Origin of the sequence: Streptomyces sp. NBC_01166, from assembly GCF_045039765.1 — a bacterium.
In the GTDB taxonomy this organism is placed as follows: domain Bacteria; phylum Actinomycetota; class Actinomycetes; order Streptomycetales; family Streptomycetaceae; genus Streptomyces.
Map to the genome: position 1 here is coordinate 7,137,968 of NZ_CP108613.1, position 18,999 is coordinate 7,156,966.

The 18,999-nt window shown below is 71.5% G+C and carries 15 protein-coding genes; 11 read left to right on the forward strand and 4 right to left on the reverse strand.

Annotated features, from left to right (window positions below):
- The first annotated feature begins 416 nt into the window (after positions 1–416).
- The 3 genes from secD to OG379_RS32305 all read left to right on the forward strand — a co-directional run bounded on the left by secD (position 417) and on the right by OG379_RS32305 (position 4,022).
- Positions 417–2,735: a protein translocase subunit SecD gene (gene secD / locus OG379_RS32295; RefSeq protein ID WP_405666623.1), complete on the forward strand. Its 2,319-nt coding sequence runs from the start codon at positions 417–419 to the stop codon at positions 2,733–2,735.
- 120 nt (positions 2,736–2,855) lie between these two features.
- The gene (locus OG379_RS32300) at positions 2,856–3,599 is read left to right on the forward strand and encodes a YoaK family protein (protein WP_405666625.1); all 744 of its coding nucleotides are present in this window, start codon (positions 2,856–2,858) and stop codon (positions 3,597–3,599) included.
- A gap of 117 nt (positions 3,600–3,716) precedes the next feature.
- The gene (locus tag OG379_RS32305) at positions 3,717–4,022 is read left to right on the forward strand and encodes a 4a-hydroxytetrahydrobiopterin dehydratase (RefSeq protein WP_393760737.1); all 306 of its coding nucleotides are present in this window, start codon (positions 3,717–3,719) and stop codon (positions 4,020–4,022) included.
- A 9-nt stretch (positions 4,023–4,031) separates the two neighbouring features.
- On the opposite strand, the gene OG379_RS32310 is transcribed toward OG379_RS32305, so the two are convergent.
- On the reverse strand, positions 4,032–4,994 hold the full coding sequence (locus tag OG379_RS32310) for a LysR substrate-binding domain-containing protein (protein WP_405666626.1): 963 nt from the start codon (positions 4,992–4,994) through the stop codon (positions 4,032–4,034).
- A gap of 85 nt (positions 4,995–5,079) precedes the next feature.
- Positions 5,080–5,697 carry a TetR/AcrR family transcriptional regulator gene (locus OG379_RS32315; RefSeq protein WP_405666627.1) on the reverse strand — a complete coding sequence of 206 codons (618 nt, stop codon included), beginning with the start codon at positions 5,695–5,697 and terminating at the stop codon, positions 5,080–5,082.
- A gap of 85 nt (positions 5,698–5,782) precedes the next feature.
- Between OG379_RS32315 and OG379_RS32320 the strand changes: the two genes are divergently transcribed.
- Positions 5,783–6,724, forward strand: coding sequence for an aldo/keto reductase (locus OG379_RS32320; RefSeq protein ID WP_405666628.1), 942 nt, complete (start codon positions 5,783–5,785; stop codon positions 6,722–6,724).
- A 47-nt stretch (positions 6,725–6,771) separates the two neighbouring features.
- Entirely contained in the window at positions 6,772–7,515 is a 744-nt protein-coding gene (locus OG379_RS32325) for a class I SAM-dependent methyltransferase (RefSeq protein WP_405666629.1), read from the forward strand.
- Positions 7,516–7,553: 38 nt separating this feature from the next.
- On the opposite strand, the gene OG379_RS32330 is transcribed toward OG379_RS32325, so the two are convergent.
- Complete coding sequence (locus tag OG379_RS32330) at positions 7,554–7,754, reverse strand: hypothetical protein (protein WP_405666631.1); 201 nt, start codon at positions 7,752–7,754, stop codon at positions 7,554–7,556.
- A 135-nt stretch (positions 7,755–7,889) separates the two neighbouring features.
- The gene (locus tag OG379_RS32335) at positions 7,890–8,939 is read right to left on the reverse strand and encodes a LacI family DNA-binding transcriptional regulator (protein WP_405666632.1); all 1,050 of its coding nucleotides are present in this window, start codon (positions 8,937–8,939) and stop codon (positions 7,890–7,892) included.
- Between the two features lie 407 nt (positions 8,940–9,346).
- On the opposite strand from OG379_RS32335, the gene OG379_RS32340 reads away from it, so the two are divergent.
- From OG379_RS32340 to OG379_RS32365, 6 genes are all read left to right on the forward strand, one after another.
- A complete protein-coding gene (locus OG379_RS32340; RefSeq protein ID WP_405666634.1) occupies positions 9,347–10,633 on the forward strand; it encodes an ABC transporter substrate-binding protein in 1,287 nt (428 codons plus the stop codon).
- A 6-nt stretch (positions 10,634–10,639) separates the two neighbouring features.
- Positions 10,640–11,632 carry a carbohydrate ABC transporter permease gene (locus tag OG379_RS32345; protein ID WP_405666636.1) on the forward strand — a complete coding sequence of 331 codons (993 nt, stop codon included), beginning with the start codon at positions 10,640–10,642 and terminating at the stop codon, positions 11,630–11,632.
- Positions 11,629–12,489, forward strand: a complete 861-nt coding sequence (locus OG379_RS32350; protein ID WP_405666638.1) for a carbohydrate ABC transporter permease — start codon at positions 11,629–11,631, stop codon at positions 12,487–12,489. The genes OG379_RS32345 and OG379_RS32350 overlap by 4 nt, the downstream gene beginning before the upstream one ends.
- A 43-nt stretch (positions 12,490–12,532) precedes the next feature.
- Positions 12,533–13,786, forward strand: a complete 1,254-nt coding sequence (locus OG379_RS32355; protein WP_393760717.1) for a glycosyl hydrolase — start codon at positions 12,533–12,535, stop codon at positions 13,784–13,786.
- A 63-nt stretch (positions 13,787–13,849) separates the two neighbouring features.
- Positions 13,850–15,916 (forward strand): endo-beta-N-acetylglucosaminidase, encoded by a 2,067-nt coding sequence (locus tag OG379_RS32360; protein WP_405666640.1) that lies wholly within the window; start codon positions 13,850–13,852, stop codon positions 15,914–15,916.
- Positions 15,917–15,957: 41 nt separating this feature from the next.
- Positions 15,958–18,987 carry an alpha-mannosidase gene (locus OG379_RS32365; RefSeq protein WP_405666642.1) on the forward strand — a complete coding sequence of 1,010 codons (3,030 nt, stop codon included), beginning with the start codon at positions 15,958–15,960 and terminating at the stop codon, positions 18,985–18,987.
- Positions 18,988–18,999 lie beyond the last annotated feature (12 nt).

Here is an 18,999-nt window from a genome sequence, read left to right on the forward strand (position 1 = left end):
CCGGCGTCGCGCATGCTGTCACCGGCGCCGCGCATGCTGTCACCGGCGTCGCGCACGCCGACTCCGGCGTCGCGCACGCTGCCGCCCCCGCCGAGCACATCGCCGATCCCGCCGTCGGCCTGGTGCCGCGTGCGGGCGCCGACCGCCCCCACGCCCCGCACCACGTTCCCCCGCCCGGCCACGGCGCCCTCGCACCGCGTCCGCAGGGCCTCCCCCTGCCTCGGGGCATCGCGCCGGGAGCAGCGGGAACGGGCCCGTTCATCGTCGTAAGGGCAGGCGCGGCGCTTCCCGGTGTGCGGGGTCCTCCAGGGGTGACGGCCGGTCAGCCGGCCCTTCGCCGGTCCTGTTCCACAGACCCGTCGCCCCGCCCTCCCCTCTGAGGCCAGGGCGGACGACGCCCACTCAAGGGGACTCCCATGACTCGCGCCACCACGGTGCGAGCGGTTCTGGCTGCCGCCGTTCTGCTCGTCTCCGTGTTCATCACGCTGACCATGTCACCCAGACTCGGCCTCGACCTCCAGGGCGGCACCCGGATGGTGCTGCAGGCCAAGGACTCCGGCACCGCGAAGGCGGACCGGGAGAGCACCGATCGCACCCTGGAGGTACTGCGGCAGCGCATCGACTCACTCGGCGTCGCCGAACCCGTCCTGACCCGCTCGGGCGAGGACCGGATCATCGTCGAACTGCCCGACGTCCAGGACCCGCGCCAGGCCGCCGAGGTCATCGGCAGAACCGCCCAGCTCAGCTTCCACGCCGTCCAGGGCCCCGGAACCCGGGAGCAGCAGGACGCGGAGACCGACGCGGCCGGGGACGGGCCGACACTCCCCGACGAACAGGGCGGGCTCCTCGATCTCGGCCCTACGCAGCTCTCCGGCGCCGGAGTCAAGGACGCCACCGCGAACTTCGACGCGCAGCAGGGCACGGGCTGGAGCGTCTCCCTCGACTTCCACAAGGACGCGGGCGGGAAGTGGACCGATCTCACCGGGGAGGCCGCGTGCAACCCGGCCCAGGACGAGCGGCGCCGCGTCGCGATCGTCCTCGACGGGAAGGTCATCTCCTCGCCGCAGGTCGACCCGTCGGTCGGCTGCAAGGTGGGACTGGCCTCCGGATCCACCCAGATCACCGGCTCCTTCAGCGCCGACGAGGCGCGCGACCTCGCCCTGCTCATCAAGGGCGGCGCCCTCCCCGTCCCCGTGGAGATCGTCGAGCAGCGGACCGTCGGCCCGACCCTCGGGGCGGCAGCCATCGACGCCAGCGCCCAGGCCGCCCTCATCGGCGCCGCAGCCACGGCGCTCTTCATCACCTTCATGTACCGGCTGTTCGGTGCGCTCGCCGCGCTCGCCCTCGCCGCCTACGGAGTGATCTCGTACGCGGTGCTCGTCGTCCTCGGCGTCACTCTGACCCTGCCTGGACTCGCCGGCTTCGTCCTCGCCATCGGAATGGCGGTCGATGCCAACGTCCTTGTCTTCGAACGGGCACGGGAGGAGTACGCGGAGCGGCGGAACGGTTCACTGCGCTCCGCGCTGAGCGCCGGATTCCGTAACGCCTGGAGCGCCGTCGCCGACTCCAACGTCACCACGCTGATCGCCGCCGGCCTCCTCTTCTTCCTGGGCTCGGGCCCGGTCAAGGGCTTCGGAGTCACCCTCGCCATCGGTGTCCTGGTCTCGATGTTCTCCGCGCTCGTCATCGCCCGGGCGCTCACCGAGATCGCGGCGGGATCCCGGTTCGTCGGTGACTACGCCGGCGTCAACGGCATCGCACGGCCCGGCCGTGTACGCACCTGGCTGAACGCCCGCGACCCCCAGTTGTTCAGGGCTCCGCGCCGTTGGCTGATGATGTCCACCGCGCTCGTCCTCGTCGCCGTGACCGGCATCCTCGTGCGCGGAGTCGATCTGGGGGTCGAATTCACCGGCGGGCGGCTGGTGGAGTACTCCACCAGCCGCCCCGTCGACGTCGAGACCGCCCGCGACAGGATCGCCGCCGCGGGATTCACCGACGCCGAGGTCACCACGGCGGGCGAGCACGACCTCTCCGTGCGCACCGGGAAACTGGACAACGACGGGGAACACGCCCTGCGGGCCGCGCTCGCCGGGGAGGGCGGCGGGGCCACGAAGGTGCGCGACGAGCTGATCGGCCCCAGCCTGGGGGACGAACTGCGGCGCAACGCCCTGATCGCCCTGGGCGTGGCCGTGCTCGTGCAACTCGCCTATCTCGCGGCCCGCTTCCGCTGGACGTTCGCCGTGGCGTCGGTCGGGGCCCTGGTCCACGACGTCGTCATCCTGGTCGGCGCCTTCGCCTGGCTCGGTCGCCCCGTCGACGGGATCTTCCTGGCCGCCCTGCTCACCGTCATCGGTTACTCCGTCAACGACTCCGTGGTGGTGTTCGACCGGGTACGGGAGCTCTGGGCCAGGAGCCGGCGCACCCCGGTCGCCGACGTGGCCAACCGTGCCGTCCTGCAGACCGTCCCACGCACCGTCAACACGGGGATGGGCGCCCTGTTCATCCTGGTCGCCCTCGCGGTGCTGGGCGGTGACTCGCTGGCGGACTTCGCGCTCGCCCTTCTCATCGGCATCTGCGTGGGGACGTACTCCTCGGTGATGACCGCCGTACCGGGAGCGCTCCTCCTGGAGAGGAGCAGCAAGGCCCCACCGCCCGCCCGCAAGCGGGCACCGGGGCGCAGGAAGGCGGTCGGCGAGCCACGCCGGGACCCCGCCGACAACGGGGCACGCGTCTAGGGCCTCCCGTCATGGCGGGCCGGGCGGGGCGTATGACGTCCCGCCCGGCGCGTACGGAGGGGGCGAGCGCCGGGCCGGGGCACAATCCTGACCACGTCGAGTGATCGGAGTGTGCCCCTCATGCCCCTCGTGCTGCGTGAGGCCCGGGACACGCTCGTACCGGACATGGGCGGCCCGCACGGGCCGCTGCCGCCGGTGATGCTCGTCCTGACCGTGCTCACCGGGCTGGTCGACGCGTTCAGCTATCTGCTCCTCGGGCATGTCTTCGTCGCCAACATGACAGGCAACGTCGTCTTCATGGGATTCGCCCTCGCCGGCGCGGCGGGCTTCTCGACGCTCGCCTCGATCGTGGCGCTCGTGTCGTTCGGGGCCGGGGCGCTGGCCGGCGGCGTCACCGTCCACCGGGCGAGGGCGCACCGGGGCCGGCAGTTGCAGTACGCGCTTCTCGTCGAGACCGTCTTCGTCACCGCCGCCATGATCGTCACGCTGGTCTCGGGCGGGCCGTACACCGGGGGAGTCCGTTTCGCTCTCATCGTGCTGCTCGCCCTCGGGCTCGGTGTGCAGAACGCCGCGGTCCGGGCGCTCGCCGTACCCGACCTCACCACCACGGTGCTGACCCGCACCCTGACCGGCGCCGTGGCCGACAGCCGGTTCGCCAAGGGGCCCGGCGGCCGGGCGGGCCGCCGGCTCCTCTCGGCCGCCGCCCTGTTGGCCGGTGCCTTCATCGGTGCTCTGGTCCTGCTGAACGGTCACCCGACGCTGCCGCTGGTCCTCGCCGTGGTCCTCCTGGCCGTCCTGAGCACGGTGGCGACCCTGCTGGCCCGGACCGACGCGCCCTGGACCAGGCCGCGCGACGGGGCATGACGTGGGCCCCGGCCGGCAGCGGCAGCCCCTCCCCGTGTCAGGCGCGACAGCCGGCGCACGCGGGCCGTAACGTCACAGGCACCGCCGACCCCACCCCGTACGCCGAGGAGCCGCCGAATGCCCGCTGAACCGCTGTCCGCAGACGACATCCAGGCCGGTCTGCGCGAGTTGCCCGGATGGAAGCTGGAGGGGGACCGGATCACCCGTACCTACCGGCTGCCCTCCCACTTCGCCGCCGCCGGGCTCACCGTCCACGTCGCCCAGATCCAGGACGAGCTCGACCACCACTCGGACCTGACGCTCGGTTACAACACGGTGGCCCTCGCCGTGCACACGCATGACGCGGGTGGCGCCGTCACACGCAAGGACCTCGCGCTGGCGGCGCGGGTGGAGGCGGTCGCCGCCGGGCACGGCGCGGAGTAGGCGCCCTCCTCACGGAGCAGGGCCGAAGCGGGGGTGTGCGGCCAGCCAGTTCGCGTAGCTGTCGCTGCGCCGCACGGCCTCCGCGTACGCCGCACGGGTGTGCCCGCCCACCGCGGCGGCCGCGGCGCTCGATGCGGGGGACCGCGGGTGCCGGCCCAGCAGATGGCGCCAGCTCAGCGGCGAACCCGCGAGGGGCCGGGTCACCAGGCCCGGGGCCGGCGGGAACGTGGCGCGGCACAGCCCGATCGCCCGGCCCACCTGGACCAGATGCACCACGGACGCCGTGTCCGTCTCGTAGACCGACGCCGGGGTGAAGCCGGCCCGCGCGCACGCGGCGGTGAAGCAGTCGGCGAAGCATCCGTCGCCGGGCACGTCGGCCCAGCACTCGTCCGCCAGCGCCGAGAGTTCGAGCTCCTGCCGGCCCGCCAGCGGGTGGCTCTCCGGGAGCATGACGAACACCGGGTCGACGCCGATGATCTGCCAGACCAGCCGGTCCGCCGACGGCGGCGGGCTCTCCCCGCAGGCGCCGATCAGTGCGAAGTCCAGCCTGCCGTCGATCAGCAGCGAGGCGATCTCCGCCACCGACCACGAGGTGTACGTGGACACCGGCGCCGCCGGATGCGCGGCGGCGAGCCGGTCGACAAGGCCGCCGAGCAGCGGGCCGTGCGTGCCGCCGAGCCGGAAACGCTCCATGGTGGACCGGGCGTTGGCGAAGCGCACCGCCTCCTCCTGGAGCCCGCTCACCGCGGGCAGCACCACCCGGGCCCGTTCCAGCACCAGTTCGCCGAGCAGGGTGGGCCGCGCCCCTGTGTGGTCCCGGTCGAAGAGAGATCCGCCGAGCGCCTTCTCGATCCGCCGCAACTGTGCGCTGAGCGCGGGCTGCGCGAGCCCGAGTGCCGCCGCTGCCTTGGTGAGGCTGCCGGTGTCGGCTATCGCCCGTACGGTGCGCAGATGACGTAACTCCAGCTCCATGCGCGCACGTTATGGCCGTCGGCACCCACCGGCAATACGTGGAACGTACTCCAGGTCCGGATTCATGAGGCGATCGCCCGGTCCGTCAGCCGTTCCGTCCCGCGGAGTGCCGGAGCGCGTCGACGACCAGGTCGAGGAGCTGGTCGGTCCTCTCCGGCGAGTCGCTCGCCGTGGTGGAGAGGAAGACCCCGAGCAGCATCATCGTGACGTTCTCCGGATCGACGTCCGCGCGCAGCGAGCCGGCCCGCGCGCCGCGGTCGAGGATCTCCGCGATGGCCGCCGTGATCCGTTCCCGCGTCGCGGGCGTGGCGATGCTGCCCGACGCCCAGCCCGCGCGCAGCGTGGCCGACATGCCGCGCTTGACCTGGAGGAACGCCGCGTACCGGTCCATCCACGCGCGGAGCGCGGCTTCGGGAGGCAGTTCGGAGAGCAGCGCGGGCGCGCTGGAGACCACCTCGTCCAGCTCCGCCGAGTAGATGGCCTCCACCAGCGCCTCCCGGGTCGGGAAGTGCCGGTAGAGCGTGCCGATCCCGATACCGGCCTCGCGGGCGATCGCGTCCAGAGGCACGGCCTCGACCGTCGAGGCGAAGGCGGCTCGGGCGACGGAGAGGATTCTGTCGCGGTTGCGCCGCGCGTCGGCGCGTACCGGCCGGCCGGGCGCCGCGACGCCGCGGTCCGTGGCCGGGGATTCGTGCTCGGACAAAGCGGAGGGCCTCCGTTTACTGCTAGCCTGGATTAAGCGGAGTGACTCCGCTTAATTCATCGTCTCACGAGAACGGGACACCGCCATGGCCTCTTCCACCCGATCTCTCCAGCACACGGCCTCCGGCGCGCGGCGCCCCGGAGGACCCTGGCAGCTCGCCGGCCGCCCCGTCTCCCGCGTCGGCTTCGGCGCGATGCAGCTCGAACGCCTCGCGGGCGACCGCAAGGCGGCCGTGGCGCTGCTGCGCCGCACCGTCGAGCTGGGGATCGACCACATCGACACCGCCCAGTTCTACGGCCATGGATTCGTCAACGATGTGATCCGCGAGGCCATCCGCGCCGAGGAGGACGTCATGGTGGTCAGCAAGGTCGGAGCAGCCCCCGACCCCGATGGCCCCCTTCCTCTGCGCCTCGCGCAGCGTCCCGAGCAGTTGCGCGCAGGTGTCGAGGACAACCTGGCCGCCCTCGGACTCGAACAGATCCCGCTCGTCAATCTGCGCCGTGCGGACAACGGGCCCGGCCTGCGCGCCGAAGGCGACCAGGTCGTCGACCTCGACGACCAGCTCGCCGTGATGACGGCACTGCGCGACGAGGGCAAGATCGGTGCGATCGGCCTCAGCAGTGTCACGCTCGACGGGCTGCGCAGGGCTCTCCCCGCCGGCATCGCCTGCGTGCAGAACGCCTACAGCCTGCTCACGCGCGACGACGAGGACATGCTGCGGCTGTGTCTCGCCGAGGGCATCGCGTGGGTGCCGTTCTTCCCCCTCGGCAGCGCCTTCGACGGCCTGCCGAAGGTGTCCGACGAGCCCGCCGTGATCGCCGCCGCCCGCGACCTGGAGGTCACTCCCGCACAGGTCGGCCTGGCCTGGCTCCTCGGCCACGCCCCGAACCTGCTGCTGATCCCCGGGACGGCCGACCCGGATCACCTGGAGGCGAACGTCGACGCGGGAGCGGTCACGCTCGACGAGGCGACGGTCGCGGCACTCGACGCGGTCCCGCCTCGCCGGGGGGACATCACGCTCGGCTGAGAGGAGCCCGGACGCGGGATCTGACGGGCGCCCCCTAGGGTGGCGTCGTGCTGGATTACGACACGGAAGCCGCCCGCTACGACAGGACCCGCGGTGGAGAACCCCGGGCCGAGGCCGCCGCGGGCGCCGTCCTCAAATTGCTGCCACCGTCCGCCCGAACGCTGCTGGACATCGGCTGCGGGACGGGGCTGGTCACCCGGCAGATCTCCCAGGGCCGCCCGGCGCTCCGGGTGTTCGGCGCGGACGCCTCGTACGGCATGGCGCGGCTGGCCCGGCAGCGGATCGGGGCGGTCGCACTCGCCGACGTACGGCAACTGCCCCTGCGCACGGCCTCGGTCGACGCGGTCAGCGCCGTCTGGCTGCTGCACCTGCTGCGCGGTGACGCCCTCGTTCGCGAGGTGGTGGCCGAGGCGGCCCGGGTGCTGCGGCCCGGCGGGGTGTTCGTCGCCACGGTCGACAAGGATGCCGGGCACGACGTGGGCAGCGACATCGACGCGGTGCTCACCCCCTACCGCAGCTCGCAACCGGCCGACGCGGCGGACCTGGTCACCGGTTACGCGCGATCCTGCGGCCTGGAGCCGGCGGGCGAGGCCGGCTTCACGGGACACGGGCAGGGGCGCTCGCCCCTGCGTACCGCACGGGCGGTGCTGCGGGGCGACTACGCCTCGCGACTGGCGCTGCCCGGAACGGCGGCCACCCGGCTCGCGGCCGAACTCACCGCCCTGCCCGATCCGGACCGCCCGCGGGCCGACCCCTCGTACCGGCTGCCGGCGTTCCGGGCGCGCGGCTGACGAGAAGCGCCCCGGCCGCCGTTGCCTGGGCGGCGGCTTCACAGGCAGCCGCAGCCTGTGGCGTGGAGCAGCAGGAACACCGCCGTCGCCGCGACCAGGGTGAAGCCGGCCGCGGCCACCGCGGTCCAGCCTCGTCGGCGGCGGCCCTGCACGCGGAAGGTCCCGCAGGCGCCGTGAGCGAGGAACAGGCCGAGCAGTCCGAACCAGCCGAGGCCCTTCGCTGCTCTGCGGATCCTCATGACGGTTCTCCGGCCTCATGGGGGAGCAGGCCTCGCAGGGGACCCGGGGTGGAGCACCCGTGAACGGCCGGAACGGTTGGTCAGGAACCCTCCGGTGCGGTGAGCGCCGCCGGCCGTGGAGGCAGGATCTTCCGGTCACCCTGCCGGCACCGCTCCCGCCCCGCCCCCGCCGTCCCGCGCCGCCGCCGTGCTGCCCCGCTCGATCAGCCGGGGAAGCGGAACCTGCACGGTGCGGGCAGGGCCGCCGTCGAGCAGTACGGTCAGCTCCCCTGCCGCGAGCCGGCCGAACGCGACCGGGTCCCGGGAGAGCGCCGTCAGCCACGGTGCGGTCAGCCGGCAGAGTGCCGAGTCCTCCCACGACACGACCGATACGTCGTCCGGGACCGCGAGGCCGAGGCCCGTGGCGACCGCGGACCCCGCCGCGGCCATCACATCGTTGTCGTAGATCAGGGCCGTCGGCGGCACCGGCTGCTCCAGCACCTTCCTGGTGACCGCCGCTCCCTCGATGTCGGAGTAGTCCGTCGTCACCGAGTGCGCATCGGCCAGGCCGCGCCGGTCGGCCTCGATCCGCAGGGACTCGATGCGCCGGTCTGTGTGGGCGAGGCTGGACAGACCCGCGATGTGCACGATGCGGCGGTGCCCCAGCTCGTGCAGACGGCCGACGACCGCCGCCATGGCGCCCGCGTCGTCCGCGCGGATCTGCGAGAGACCCGGGTGCGGGCCCGTGTCCCCGCCGGGCAGCGTGCCGATGACGACGGCGCGCAGGCCCAGCTCGTCCAGCAGGTCCGCACGCGGATCGTCCGTACGCGGGTCGACCATCAGCACGCCGTCGACCCGGTGCTCGGCCCACCAGCGCCTGTAGACCGCGCACTCGGCGGCCACGTCCTCCACCACCTGGAAGAGCAGGCCGAGTTGACGCTCGGCGAGCACCTCCTGGATTCCGGAGATCAGCTGCAGGAAGAACGAGTCCACACCCAGGTTGGCCGCCGGACGCGCCACGACCAGCCCCACGGTGGCCGACCCCTCCCCGGACAGTGCCCGCGCGGCTGTACTCGGCCGCCAGCCCAGCTGTTCGGCGACGCGCCGGATCCGGTCGCGGGTGATCTCCGAGACACCCGGACGGCCGTTGAGCGCGAACGAGACGGCGCTCTCCGAGACTCCGGCGCGCTGCGCGATGTCCTTCATGGTCGGCCGGCGTGTCGGTGTGCGTCTGGCCGGTGAGATGTACTCGGCCGACGGTCCCTTCGGTATCACCCGGTGCCTCTTTCCCGCGTTCCCCGTGGTCCCCAAGTGAGGTCGGCGTCTTCGCCCGGCCCCGGGGCAGTGTAAGCCTTGCCGAGGGCTGGGTCGAGAGAAGCCAACGAACAACTAATGCGCTTGAGTTGCAGGGGTCTAATGCGCTTTAGTGCGCAACGGGGACTGGAGCCTGGCGACCTCTTGACCTGCATGTATCCCGAAAAGTTCATTCAATCTTCGATGAGTGTATTGACTTTCACTCAGGTGCCTTGCAGTCTCAGCCGAGCGAAGGCGCCGACGGGTTCACCACTCCGCTTCCCTTCGCATGCCTGGTCCGAGCAAAGGAGCCGTTCACCGTGCGCATCTCCCGCAGAGCAGCCGCCGCTGCCGTCGTACTCGCCACAGTCCTGCCGTTGAGCGCCTGCGGGGGCGGCTCCGGAGCGGGCTCCACCGACGCGTCGGGCAAGGTCGAAGGGAAGATCACCTTCCAGACCTGGAACCTGCAGGCGAACTTCAAGGACTACTTCAACGGTGTGATCGCCGACTTCGAGAAGAAGTACCCCGGCACCGAGGTCAAGTGGGTCGACCGTCCGGGCGAGGGCTACGCGGACAAGATCAGCGCCGACGCCGCCGGCGGCACCCTGCCGGACGTCGTGAACGTCTCGCCCGACCTGGTGGCGCCGTTGGCCGAGGCGGGAATCGCCCTCGACCTCGACAAGGCGGCGTCGAAGTACCGCGAGGAGTACCTGCCGGAGGCGTGGGCCAGCCATCAGGTCCCGGGTGCGGAAGGCACGTTCGCCTTCCCCTGGTACCTCAACACCGGGCCGATGTTCTACAACAAGCGGCTGCTGGAGAAGGCCGGGCTCGACGCGGCGAAGCCGCCGTCCACCTATGACGAGGTCTTCTCCGCCGGGCTGAAGCTGGCCGAGGCGAGTGACGGGAAGGTCGCGGCCCTCGCGAACGTCCCCACCATCGAGGACTTCGGCCGCTACGGCGGTGGGCTGATGAACGACGAGGGCACCGGCTTCACCTTCAACGATGCCAAGGGCGTCGAACTCCTCACGAAGTACAAGCAGTTGTACGATGCGAAGGCGCTCGACCCGCAGGCGCTGACCGCGACACCCGAGTCCTCGGGGCACAAGTTCCTCACCGAGTCCGTGGCGATGAACCCCGGCAGTGCGCTGGATCTGGCCAACTTCAAGAAGCAGGCCCCGGGGCTCTACAAGAACATCGGCATCACCGACCAGGTCAGCAACACCGGCAAGGCCAACATGTACGTCATGGGGCTCATGGTGAACGCGCAGACCGAGCAGAAGCCCGCTTCCGTGGCCTTCGCCCACTACGTCACCGACGCGACCCGCCAGATGCAGTTCGCGAAGCAGGTCGCCATCTTCCCGAGCACCGCGGGATCCCTGGACGACCCGTACTTCACCGAGGAGGACGGCACGGACGAGACCCGCGTCCGGATAGCCGCGGCCAAGTCGCTGAAGACGGCCGTCAATTACACGCCGGTGCTGTTCAGCGAACAGATGAAGACCGAGCTCCGCAACCAGATCGCCAAGGCGCTCCAGGGGAAGCAGAGTCCCAAGGAAGCTCTTGACAACGCTGTCAAGGCCTGTGACCGGCTCCTGCAGCAGAGCTGAGACCTGATGAAGACCCCTGTCACCCCCTCCGCCGTCACGCGTGCGACGGCCGACGGCTTCCCCGGGCCCCGAACCGCCCCGGCGGCGAGCGGGTCCGCGGCCCCCGGCGGCGGCCGGCCGGTTCGCCGGATCAGCCGCCATCTACCGCTGAGTCCATGGCTGTTCGCGGCACCCGGACTGCTGGTCGTCGGCGCCTTCAGCCTGTACCCGTTCTTCAGCACCCTGGTCAACGCCTTCACCGACCGCCGGACGCTGGTGCCCGGCACATTCGTCGGCCTGGACAACTTCCAGGAGTTGCTGCACGACGAGATGTTCTGGATCGGCCTCCGCAACAGCACGCTCTACGTCCTCGGGGTCGTACCCGCGCTCGTGATCCTCCCGCTGCTGCTCGCGATGCTCGTCCAACGGCATATCCCGGGCATCACCTTCTTCCGCTCCGCCTTCTACACCCCCGTCGTGGCCTCCATCGTGGTCGTCGGTCTGATCTGGGTGTGGATGCTCGACGACCGCGGGCTGATCAACTCCCTGCTGGAGGCGGTCGGCATCGGCAAGGTCGGCTTCCTCAGCGACCAGTGGCTGCTGCTGCTGAGCGCGATGACGGTCACGGTCTGGAAGGGCCTCGGCTACTACATGATCATCTACCTGGCGGCCCTGGCGAACGTGCCACGGGAGCTGCACGAGGCCGCGTCCGTGGACGGCGCCGGAGCGGTACGCCGCTTCTTCACCGTCACCGTTCCCGCCGTCCGCTCGACCATGGTGCTGGTGGCGGCGCTCGCCTCGGTCTCGGCCTTCAAGGTCTTCTCCGAGGTCTACCTGATGGCCGGCCCCTCGGGCGGTCCGGCCGGTGAGGACACCACGCTGGTGATGCTCGTCCAGCGGGTCGGCACCGGCCTGACCGGACGCGTCGGTTACGCCTCCGCGATCTCGGTCGTCATCTTCGTCGTCACCGTCGGGCTGATGCTGCTGGTGCTCCGCGCCGACCGCAGGGAGGACGCGTGAGCATCCTGAGGACCACGGACGCCGAGGGGCGCCGCATCCCGGCCTGGCAGCTCGTCCTGCGCTACGTCCTGCTGCTCCTCGTGCTGGCCCTGACCGTCGGGCCGTTCCTGTGGCAGCTCTCGACCTCCCTCAAGGGCCCGGGCGAGGACATCTTCAGCTCCCCGCCGAAGTTCTTCCCCAGCGACCCGACCTTGGACAACTACACCCGGGTAGCCGACACCATCCCGGTCTGGGAGTACGCGCTGAACTCCCTGAAGGTCGCCTCCGCCAACGTGGTGACCAACTGTGTGGGCGCCGCCCTGGCCGGCTACGCGCTGGCCAGGCTGCGCTACCGGGGGCGCCGGGCCGCGACCCTGGCGTTCATCCTCGCCATGCTGGTCCCCGTGGAGGGCATCATCATCGCCCAGTTCACCACCATGCGTGATCTCGGTCTGAACAACACCCTCCTCGGGGTGCTCCTGCCGGGCTCCATCGGAGCGATGAACGTCCTGCTGATGCGCAACGCGTTCCTGAACCTCCCGCAGGAGGTGGAGGAGGCCGCGTTCGTCGACGGCGCCAACGTCTGGCAGCGCTTCCTGCGGATCGCGCTGCCCTCGGTCAAGGGCACCCTCGCCGTCGTCGCGATCTTCGCCTTCATGGGCGCCTGGGACGACTTCCTGTGGCCCCTGATCGTGCTCAGCGACCCGGAGAACTTCACCCTGACCATCGGGCTGAACTACCTGCACGGCACCTTCGCCAACGACGAACGGCTCGTCGCGGCGGGCACGATCATCGCCGTGGCCCCGCTCATCGCGCTCTTCGCCTGTCTGCAGCGCTTCTTCTTCCGGGGAGTCGGCGAAGGCGCCGTCAAGGGCTGACCGTCCACCGCCCCCCACCACAGAACCAGGATCACCCCTTCCCATGAGCTCCACCGTGCCGCGTTTCGGCGCCAACTACACGCCCAGCCAGGGCTGGTTCCACCACTGGCTGGACTTCGACCTCGACGCCGTGCGCGCCGACCTGGACTCGATCGCCGGTCTCGGCCTCGACCACATCCGCGTCTTCCCGCTCTGGCCCCTCTTCCAGCCCAACCGCACGCTGATCCGCCCGCGCGCCGTCGAGCAGCTCGTCGAGCTGGCCGACGCCGCGGCCGAACGCGGCCTCGACGTCAATGTGGACGGGCTGCAGGGGCACCTGTCGAGCTTCGACTTCCTGCCCGCCTGGACGCAGACCTGGCACCGCCGCAACCTGTTCACCGACCCGGACGTCGTGGCCGGCCAGGCCGCATACCTGCGGACCCTCGCCGCAGCCCTCGCCGACCGGCCCAACTTCATCGGCATGACCCTCGGCAACGAGATCAACCAGTTCTCCGGAAGCCCGCACCCCGACCCCGACCCCATCACACCCGGCCAGGCCGCCGACTGGCTGCGGACCCTGCTCGACGCGTGCGAGGAGGGCGCCCCCGGGAAGCTCCATCTGCACGCGGAGTACGACGCGTCCTGGTACCAGGACGACCACGCCTTCACCCCGGCGCACGCGGCCCGGATCGGTGCGGTCACCGCCGTCCACTCCTGGGTCTTCAACGGCACCGCCCAGCGCCACGGACGTGACGGCACGGCGACCGAGCACCACGCGGCGTACCTGATCGAACTCTCCAAGGCGTGGGCGCAGGACCCCCACCGGCCTGTGTGGCTCCAGGAGGTGGGCGCTCCCGCGCCCCTGATCCCCGCCGGCCACGCCGCCTCGTTCACGGAGGCGACCGTCGCCAACGCCCTGGACTGCGAGGACGTCTGGGGAGTCACCTGGTGGTGCTCCCACGACGTCTCACGCTCCCTGGCCGACTTCCCCGAACTGGAATACGGCCTCGGACTGCTCACCAACGACCGGCAGGTCAAGCCCGCCGGGCAGGCCATCGCCAGGATGGTCGAGGAGCAGCGTGCGGCCGCCCACCGCCCCGCGCCCCGGACCACCGCGCTCGTCGTCGACAGCGGCGACGACGACACGGCGCCCCGCCGGTCGGTGTGCGCGCCCGGCGGCGCGGTCTTCGAGGCGTTCGCCCGGCTCACCGCGGACGGTGCCCGCCCCACCACGGTCCTCGCGAGCCGTGCCGAGGACCGCCACCACCTCGCCGGCCGCGGTATCACCGAGGTCGTCACCCCCGGCCAGGTCCTGTGACCCGCTGAGGTACGCCGCCTCACCCAGCACCGGAATCGCACCTCGCACGATACGGAGCAGACCATGACCCAGCCTCACCCACGCCCCGCCGCCCCCAGCCGGCGCACCGTCGTCCTCGCGGGCGCCGCTACCGCGGCCGCTCTTCTCGCCCCCGCGTTCCCCGGGCAGGCCGCGGCCGCCACCGCCGCCGCCCCTGGAGAGCTCCAGCCCTACGCCTCGTACTGGTTTCCCGACTCGCTGCCCACCGGCACCCCCGGGGACGGTGTCACCTGGCGCAGCCTGAAGAGCTGGCGTGCCGAGGACGACCGGGACCTCGCGTTCAACACCGCGACCGTTCCGCTCGCCGACCGCTTCACCCCCGTTCCGGTCAACACCACCGCCCGGACCGGTCAGGCACGCAACACCTCGTTGGTCGCCTTCGGGCACACCGCGGGCAACCCTTCCCAGGGTTCGGCCACCGCCGACCACTACGCGCTGAGCCAGTGGGCCTACCTCGACGAACTCGTCTTCTGGGGCGGCTCGGCCGGCGAGGGGCTGATCCTCGCGCCCAACGCGCCGGTCGTGGACGCGGCCCACCGCAACGGCGTGCCCGTACTCGGCACCGTCTTCCTCCCTCCGGTCCACCACGGCGGTGACCTCCGCTGGACCCGCGACCTCGTGCAGCGGGATGCCGCAGGACGCTTCCCCCTGGCCGCGAAGCTGGTGGAGGTCGCCACCGTGTACGGCTTCGACGGCTGGTTCCTCAACGCCGAGACCGAGGGCGGGGACGCCGAACTGGGGGCCGACATGCTGGCGTTCGTCACCGACCTGCGGAAACGCGGGAAGGCCGCCGGGCTCCGCACCACCTGGTACGACGCCATGACGGTCAGCGGCCAGGTCGGCTGGCAGGGCGCCCTCAACGAGGAGAACACCGCGCTGTTCCAGCAGGCGGACACGATGTTCGTCGACTTCCGCTGGACCCCGGACACCCTCACCGCGTCCGGTGAGCGGGCCGACGCCATCGGACGCAGCCGCTACGACCTGTGGGCCGGGGTGGACGTCGAGTCCACCGGGTGGAACAAGGTGGTCGACTGGGACGCGATCGTCCCCACCGACCGCCCGCACACCGTGTCGTACGGCTTCTACCGCCCCGAATGGACGCTGAACCACCTTCCCGAGGACCGCACGCCCGGTCAGTTCCACGCCGCCGACCAGCGGTTCTGGACCGGCAGCTCGCTCGACCCCGCCAGGCCGGGGCCCAAGGAGGAGTGGCGGGCCCCGGCGGCGGTGCTCGCCGACCGCTCGACGGTCGACCGGCTTCCGTTCGCCACCACCTTCAACACCGGGCACGGTCTGCGGTGGTACGAGAACGGGCGGCCGGTCTCGGACGCCGCGTGGAACCACCTGGGGCTCCAGGACCGGCTCCCGGCACGCCGCTGGGTCGTCCGCACCGAGGGAAGCAGGCCCTCCGTCGCCTTCGACTTCGCCGACGCCTGGCGTGGTGGAAGCAGTCTCCTGGTCGACGGTGACCTGGAGGCCCCGGCCACCGTCGAGCTGTTCGGGACCCGGCTGCCGCTCTCCCGGCGTACGGTCGTCGAACTCACCCACCGCATCGATCCGGATTCCGGTCCGGTCACCGTGGAACTGGCCGTGGCCCCGCACGAACCGGACCGGGCGGGCGACCCGTTCGCCTACACCTATGTGCCGGCCGGAGAGCTGAGGCCCGGCGCGGTTGGCTGGACCACCGCGACGCTGCGGCTGGGCTCCCTCGGTGGCATGGCCCACGCACTGGGCGTCCGGCTCAGAGGCACAGGCGCGGGCGCGGTGCGGTGGCGGCTCGGTGCGCTGGCCGTACGCGATACCGTCAGGAAGCCGCACCCGCCGACCGCACTGCGCATCACCGACGCCGCCGCCGACGGCTCGGAGCTGCGCCTGCGCTGGCACCGAGCACCGGGCCCGGTGCGTCACTACGAAGTGCACCGGATCCTCCCCGACGGCACCCTGCGCTTCCTCGGAGGCACCTGCCAGACCGCCTTCTTCCTGTCCGGCATCCGCAGGGAGGCGGGCGAGAGGTCCGCGCGCTTCCAGGTCCGGGCCGTCGACGAGCTCTACGACCTGTCCGGCGCCGCAGTCGCCGCGCACCGCTGGTAATCCGCCCCCACCCGCACCCACATCACAACGGAGTCACCCTCATGCACGACGACCGCAGCCTGGTGGAAGCCCGTCTGAAGCGTGTCCTGGACGAACGCATCCGCCCCGCCGTGTACCCGGAGTCCGTACCACTGGACGTCGCCGTCTGGAACGCCCCGGGAGAGCCCGTCCCCGTCGCCGAGGGCCTGGCCGGCCCCGTCGAGCCCATCGCGGTAGGCGACCGGTGGGGCGCCCCGTGGAGCACCTGCTGGTTCCGCGTCTCCGGTACGGTCCCCGCGCACTGGGCGGGCCGCACCGTCGAGGCGCTCCTCGACCTGGGCTTCGACGAGAACATGCCGGGCTTCCAGTGCGAGGGCCTGGTGTACCGGCCCGACGGCACCCCGGTGAAGGGCCTCAACCCGCGTAACCAGTGGGTGCGTGTGGGGGCTCCCGTCGCGGGAGGCGAAGAGGTCCTGCTTCACGTCGAGGCCGCCTCCAACCCCGTCATCCTGGACTACCACCCCTTCCTGCCCACGCAGCTGGGTGACAAGGAGACCGCCGGCAGCGAGCTCCAGTACACCCTCGCCCGGATGGACCTCGCCGTCTTCGACGAGCACGTGTGGAACCTCGTCCAGGACCTGGAGGTGCTCGGGGAGCTGATGGCCGAGCTGCCCGTCGAGGGAGCCCGCCGCTGGGACATCCTGCGCGCCGTCGGCCGGGCGCTCGACGCGGTCGACCTCCAGGACGTCAACGGAACCGCGGCGGCCGCCCGTGCGGAGCTGGCCGAGGTGCTCGCCACCCCCGCGCAGCCGTCCGCACACCGCATCAGCGCGGTGGGACACGCCCACATCGACTCCGCCTGGCTGTGGCCGCTGCGCGAGACCGTCCGCAAGGTGGCGCGGACGACGTCCAACATGACGGCCCTGCTGGAGGACGAACCGGACTTCGTCTTCGCGATGTCCCAGGCACAGCAGTTCGCCTGGATCAAGGAACACCGGCCCGAGGTCTACGCCAAGGTCAAGAAGGCCGTCGCGGAAGGCAGGTTCGTGCCCTCCGGCGGCATGTGGGTCGAGTCCGACACCAACATGCCCGGCTCAGAGGCGATGGCCCGTCAGTTCGTGCACGGCAAGCGCTTCTTCCTCGACGAGTTCGGCATCGAGAACGACGAGGCGTGGCTGCCCGACACGTTCGGCTTCGCCGCCGGCCTGCCCCAGATCATCAAGGCCGCCGGCTCCAAGTGGCTGCTCACCCAGAAGATCTCGTGGAGCCAGACCAACAAGTTCCCGCACCACACCTTCCGTTGGGAAGGCATCGACGGTACGCGGATCTTCACCCACTTCCCGCCGGTCGACACGTACAACTGCTCCATGAAGGGCAGCGAGATCGCCCACGCGGCCGACAACTTCAAGGACAAGGGGGTCGCCCGTCACTCGCTCGCTCCCACCGGCTGGGGTGACGGCGGCGGCGGTACGACCCGCGAGATGATCGCCAAGGCCGGCCGGATGCGGAGCCTGGAAGGCTCGGCCACCGTCGAGTGGGAGAAGCCCGCCGACTTCTTCACCAAGGCCGAGGCCGAGTACCCGGACGCGCCGGTGTGGGTCGGCGAGCTGTACCTGGAGCTCCACCGCGCCACACTCACCAGCCAGGCGAAGACCAAGCAGGGCAACCGCCGGAGCGAACACCTGCTGCGGGAGGCCGAGCTGTGGGCCGCGACCGCGGCCGTCCAGGCCGGCTTCGCCTACCCGTACGAGCAGTTGGACCGGATCTGGAAGACGGTGCTGCTCCACCAGTTCCACGACATCCTGCCGGGGTCTTCGATCGCGTGGGTGCACCGCGAGGCCGAGAAGACCTATGCGGCCGTCGCCGAGGAGCTGAACGGCATCGTGGACGCCGCCCAGCGCGCACTGGCGGGCGACCCCTCCGCAGGGCGCGAGCTCGTCTTCAACTCCGCCCCGCACACCCGTGCCGGGGTGGAGGCGGGTGCGGCCGGTGCCGCGCACCCCGGCAGCGAGGGACAGCTGGCCCCGCGCGAGGACGGCGGCTTCGTGCTCGACAACGGACTCCTCCAGGTCGAGATCGACGCGAGGGGCCTGGTCGTCTCGGCGTACGACATCGGTGCCGAGCGCGAGACCGTCGCACCGGGGCAGGCGGCCAACCTCCTCCAGATCCACCCCGACTTCCCGAACATGTGGGACGCCTGGGACGTCGACGCGTTCTACCGGAACACCGTCACCGACCTCACGGACCTCGACGAGCTCACCCCGGTCGAGGGCGAAGGCACGGTCGGTGTCCGGATCGTACGGAGCTTCGGTACCTCGAAGGTGACCCAGCTGCTGACCCTCACCTCCGGTGCCAAACGCCTCGACATCGACACCGAGGTCGACTGGCACGAGACGGAGAAGTTCCTCAAGGCCTCGTTCCCGCTGGACGTGCACGCCGAGCGCTACGCCTCCGAGACCCAGTTCGGGCACTTCTACCGGGCCACCCACACCAACACCAGCTGGGAGGCGGCCAAGTTCGAGGCGTGCAACCACCGGTTCGTCCACGTGGAGGAGCCGGGCTGGGGCGTGGCACTCGTCAACGACTCGACGTACGGGCACGATGTGACCCGCACGGTGCGCGCGTCCGACGCGGGCACCACCACCACGGTGCGCGTCTCGCTGCTGCGCGCCCCCCGGTTCCCCGACCCGGAGACCGACCAGGGCGTGCACCGCTTCCGGCACGCCCTCGCGCCGGGCGCGGCGATCGGCGACGCGGTGCGTGAGGGCTTCCGCATCAATCTGCCCGAGCGCCGAGTCACCGGAGAGCGCGAGGTCGCCCCGCTGGTGACCGTCGACAACGACGCCGTCGTCGTCAGCGCGGTCAAGCTGGCCGACGACGCGAGCGGTGACCTCGTCGTCCGTCTCTACGAGTCCACCGGAGGCCGGGCCCGGGTCCGCCTCGCCACCGGGTTCGACGCGGCAGGCGTCGCGGTCACCGACCTGCTGGAGCGGCCGCTGGACGACGTGCCGGCGCCCGTACTCACCGAGGAGGGTGCGAGCCTGTCACTGCGCCCGTTCGAGCTGGTGACGCTGCGGCTGACCCGCCGCTGAACCGGTGCGTGG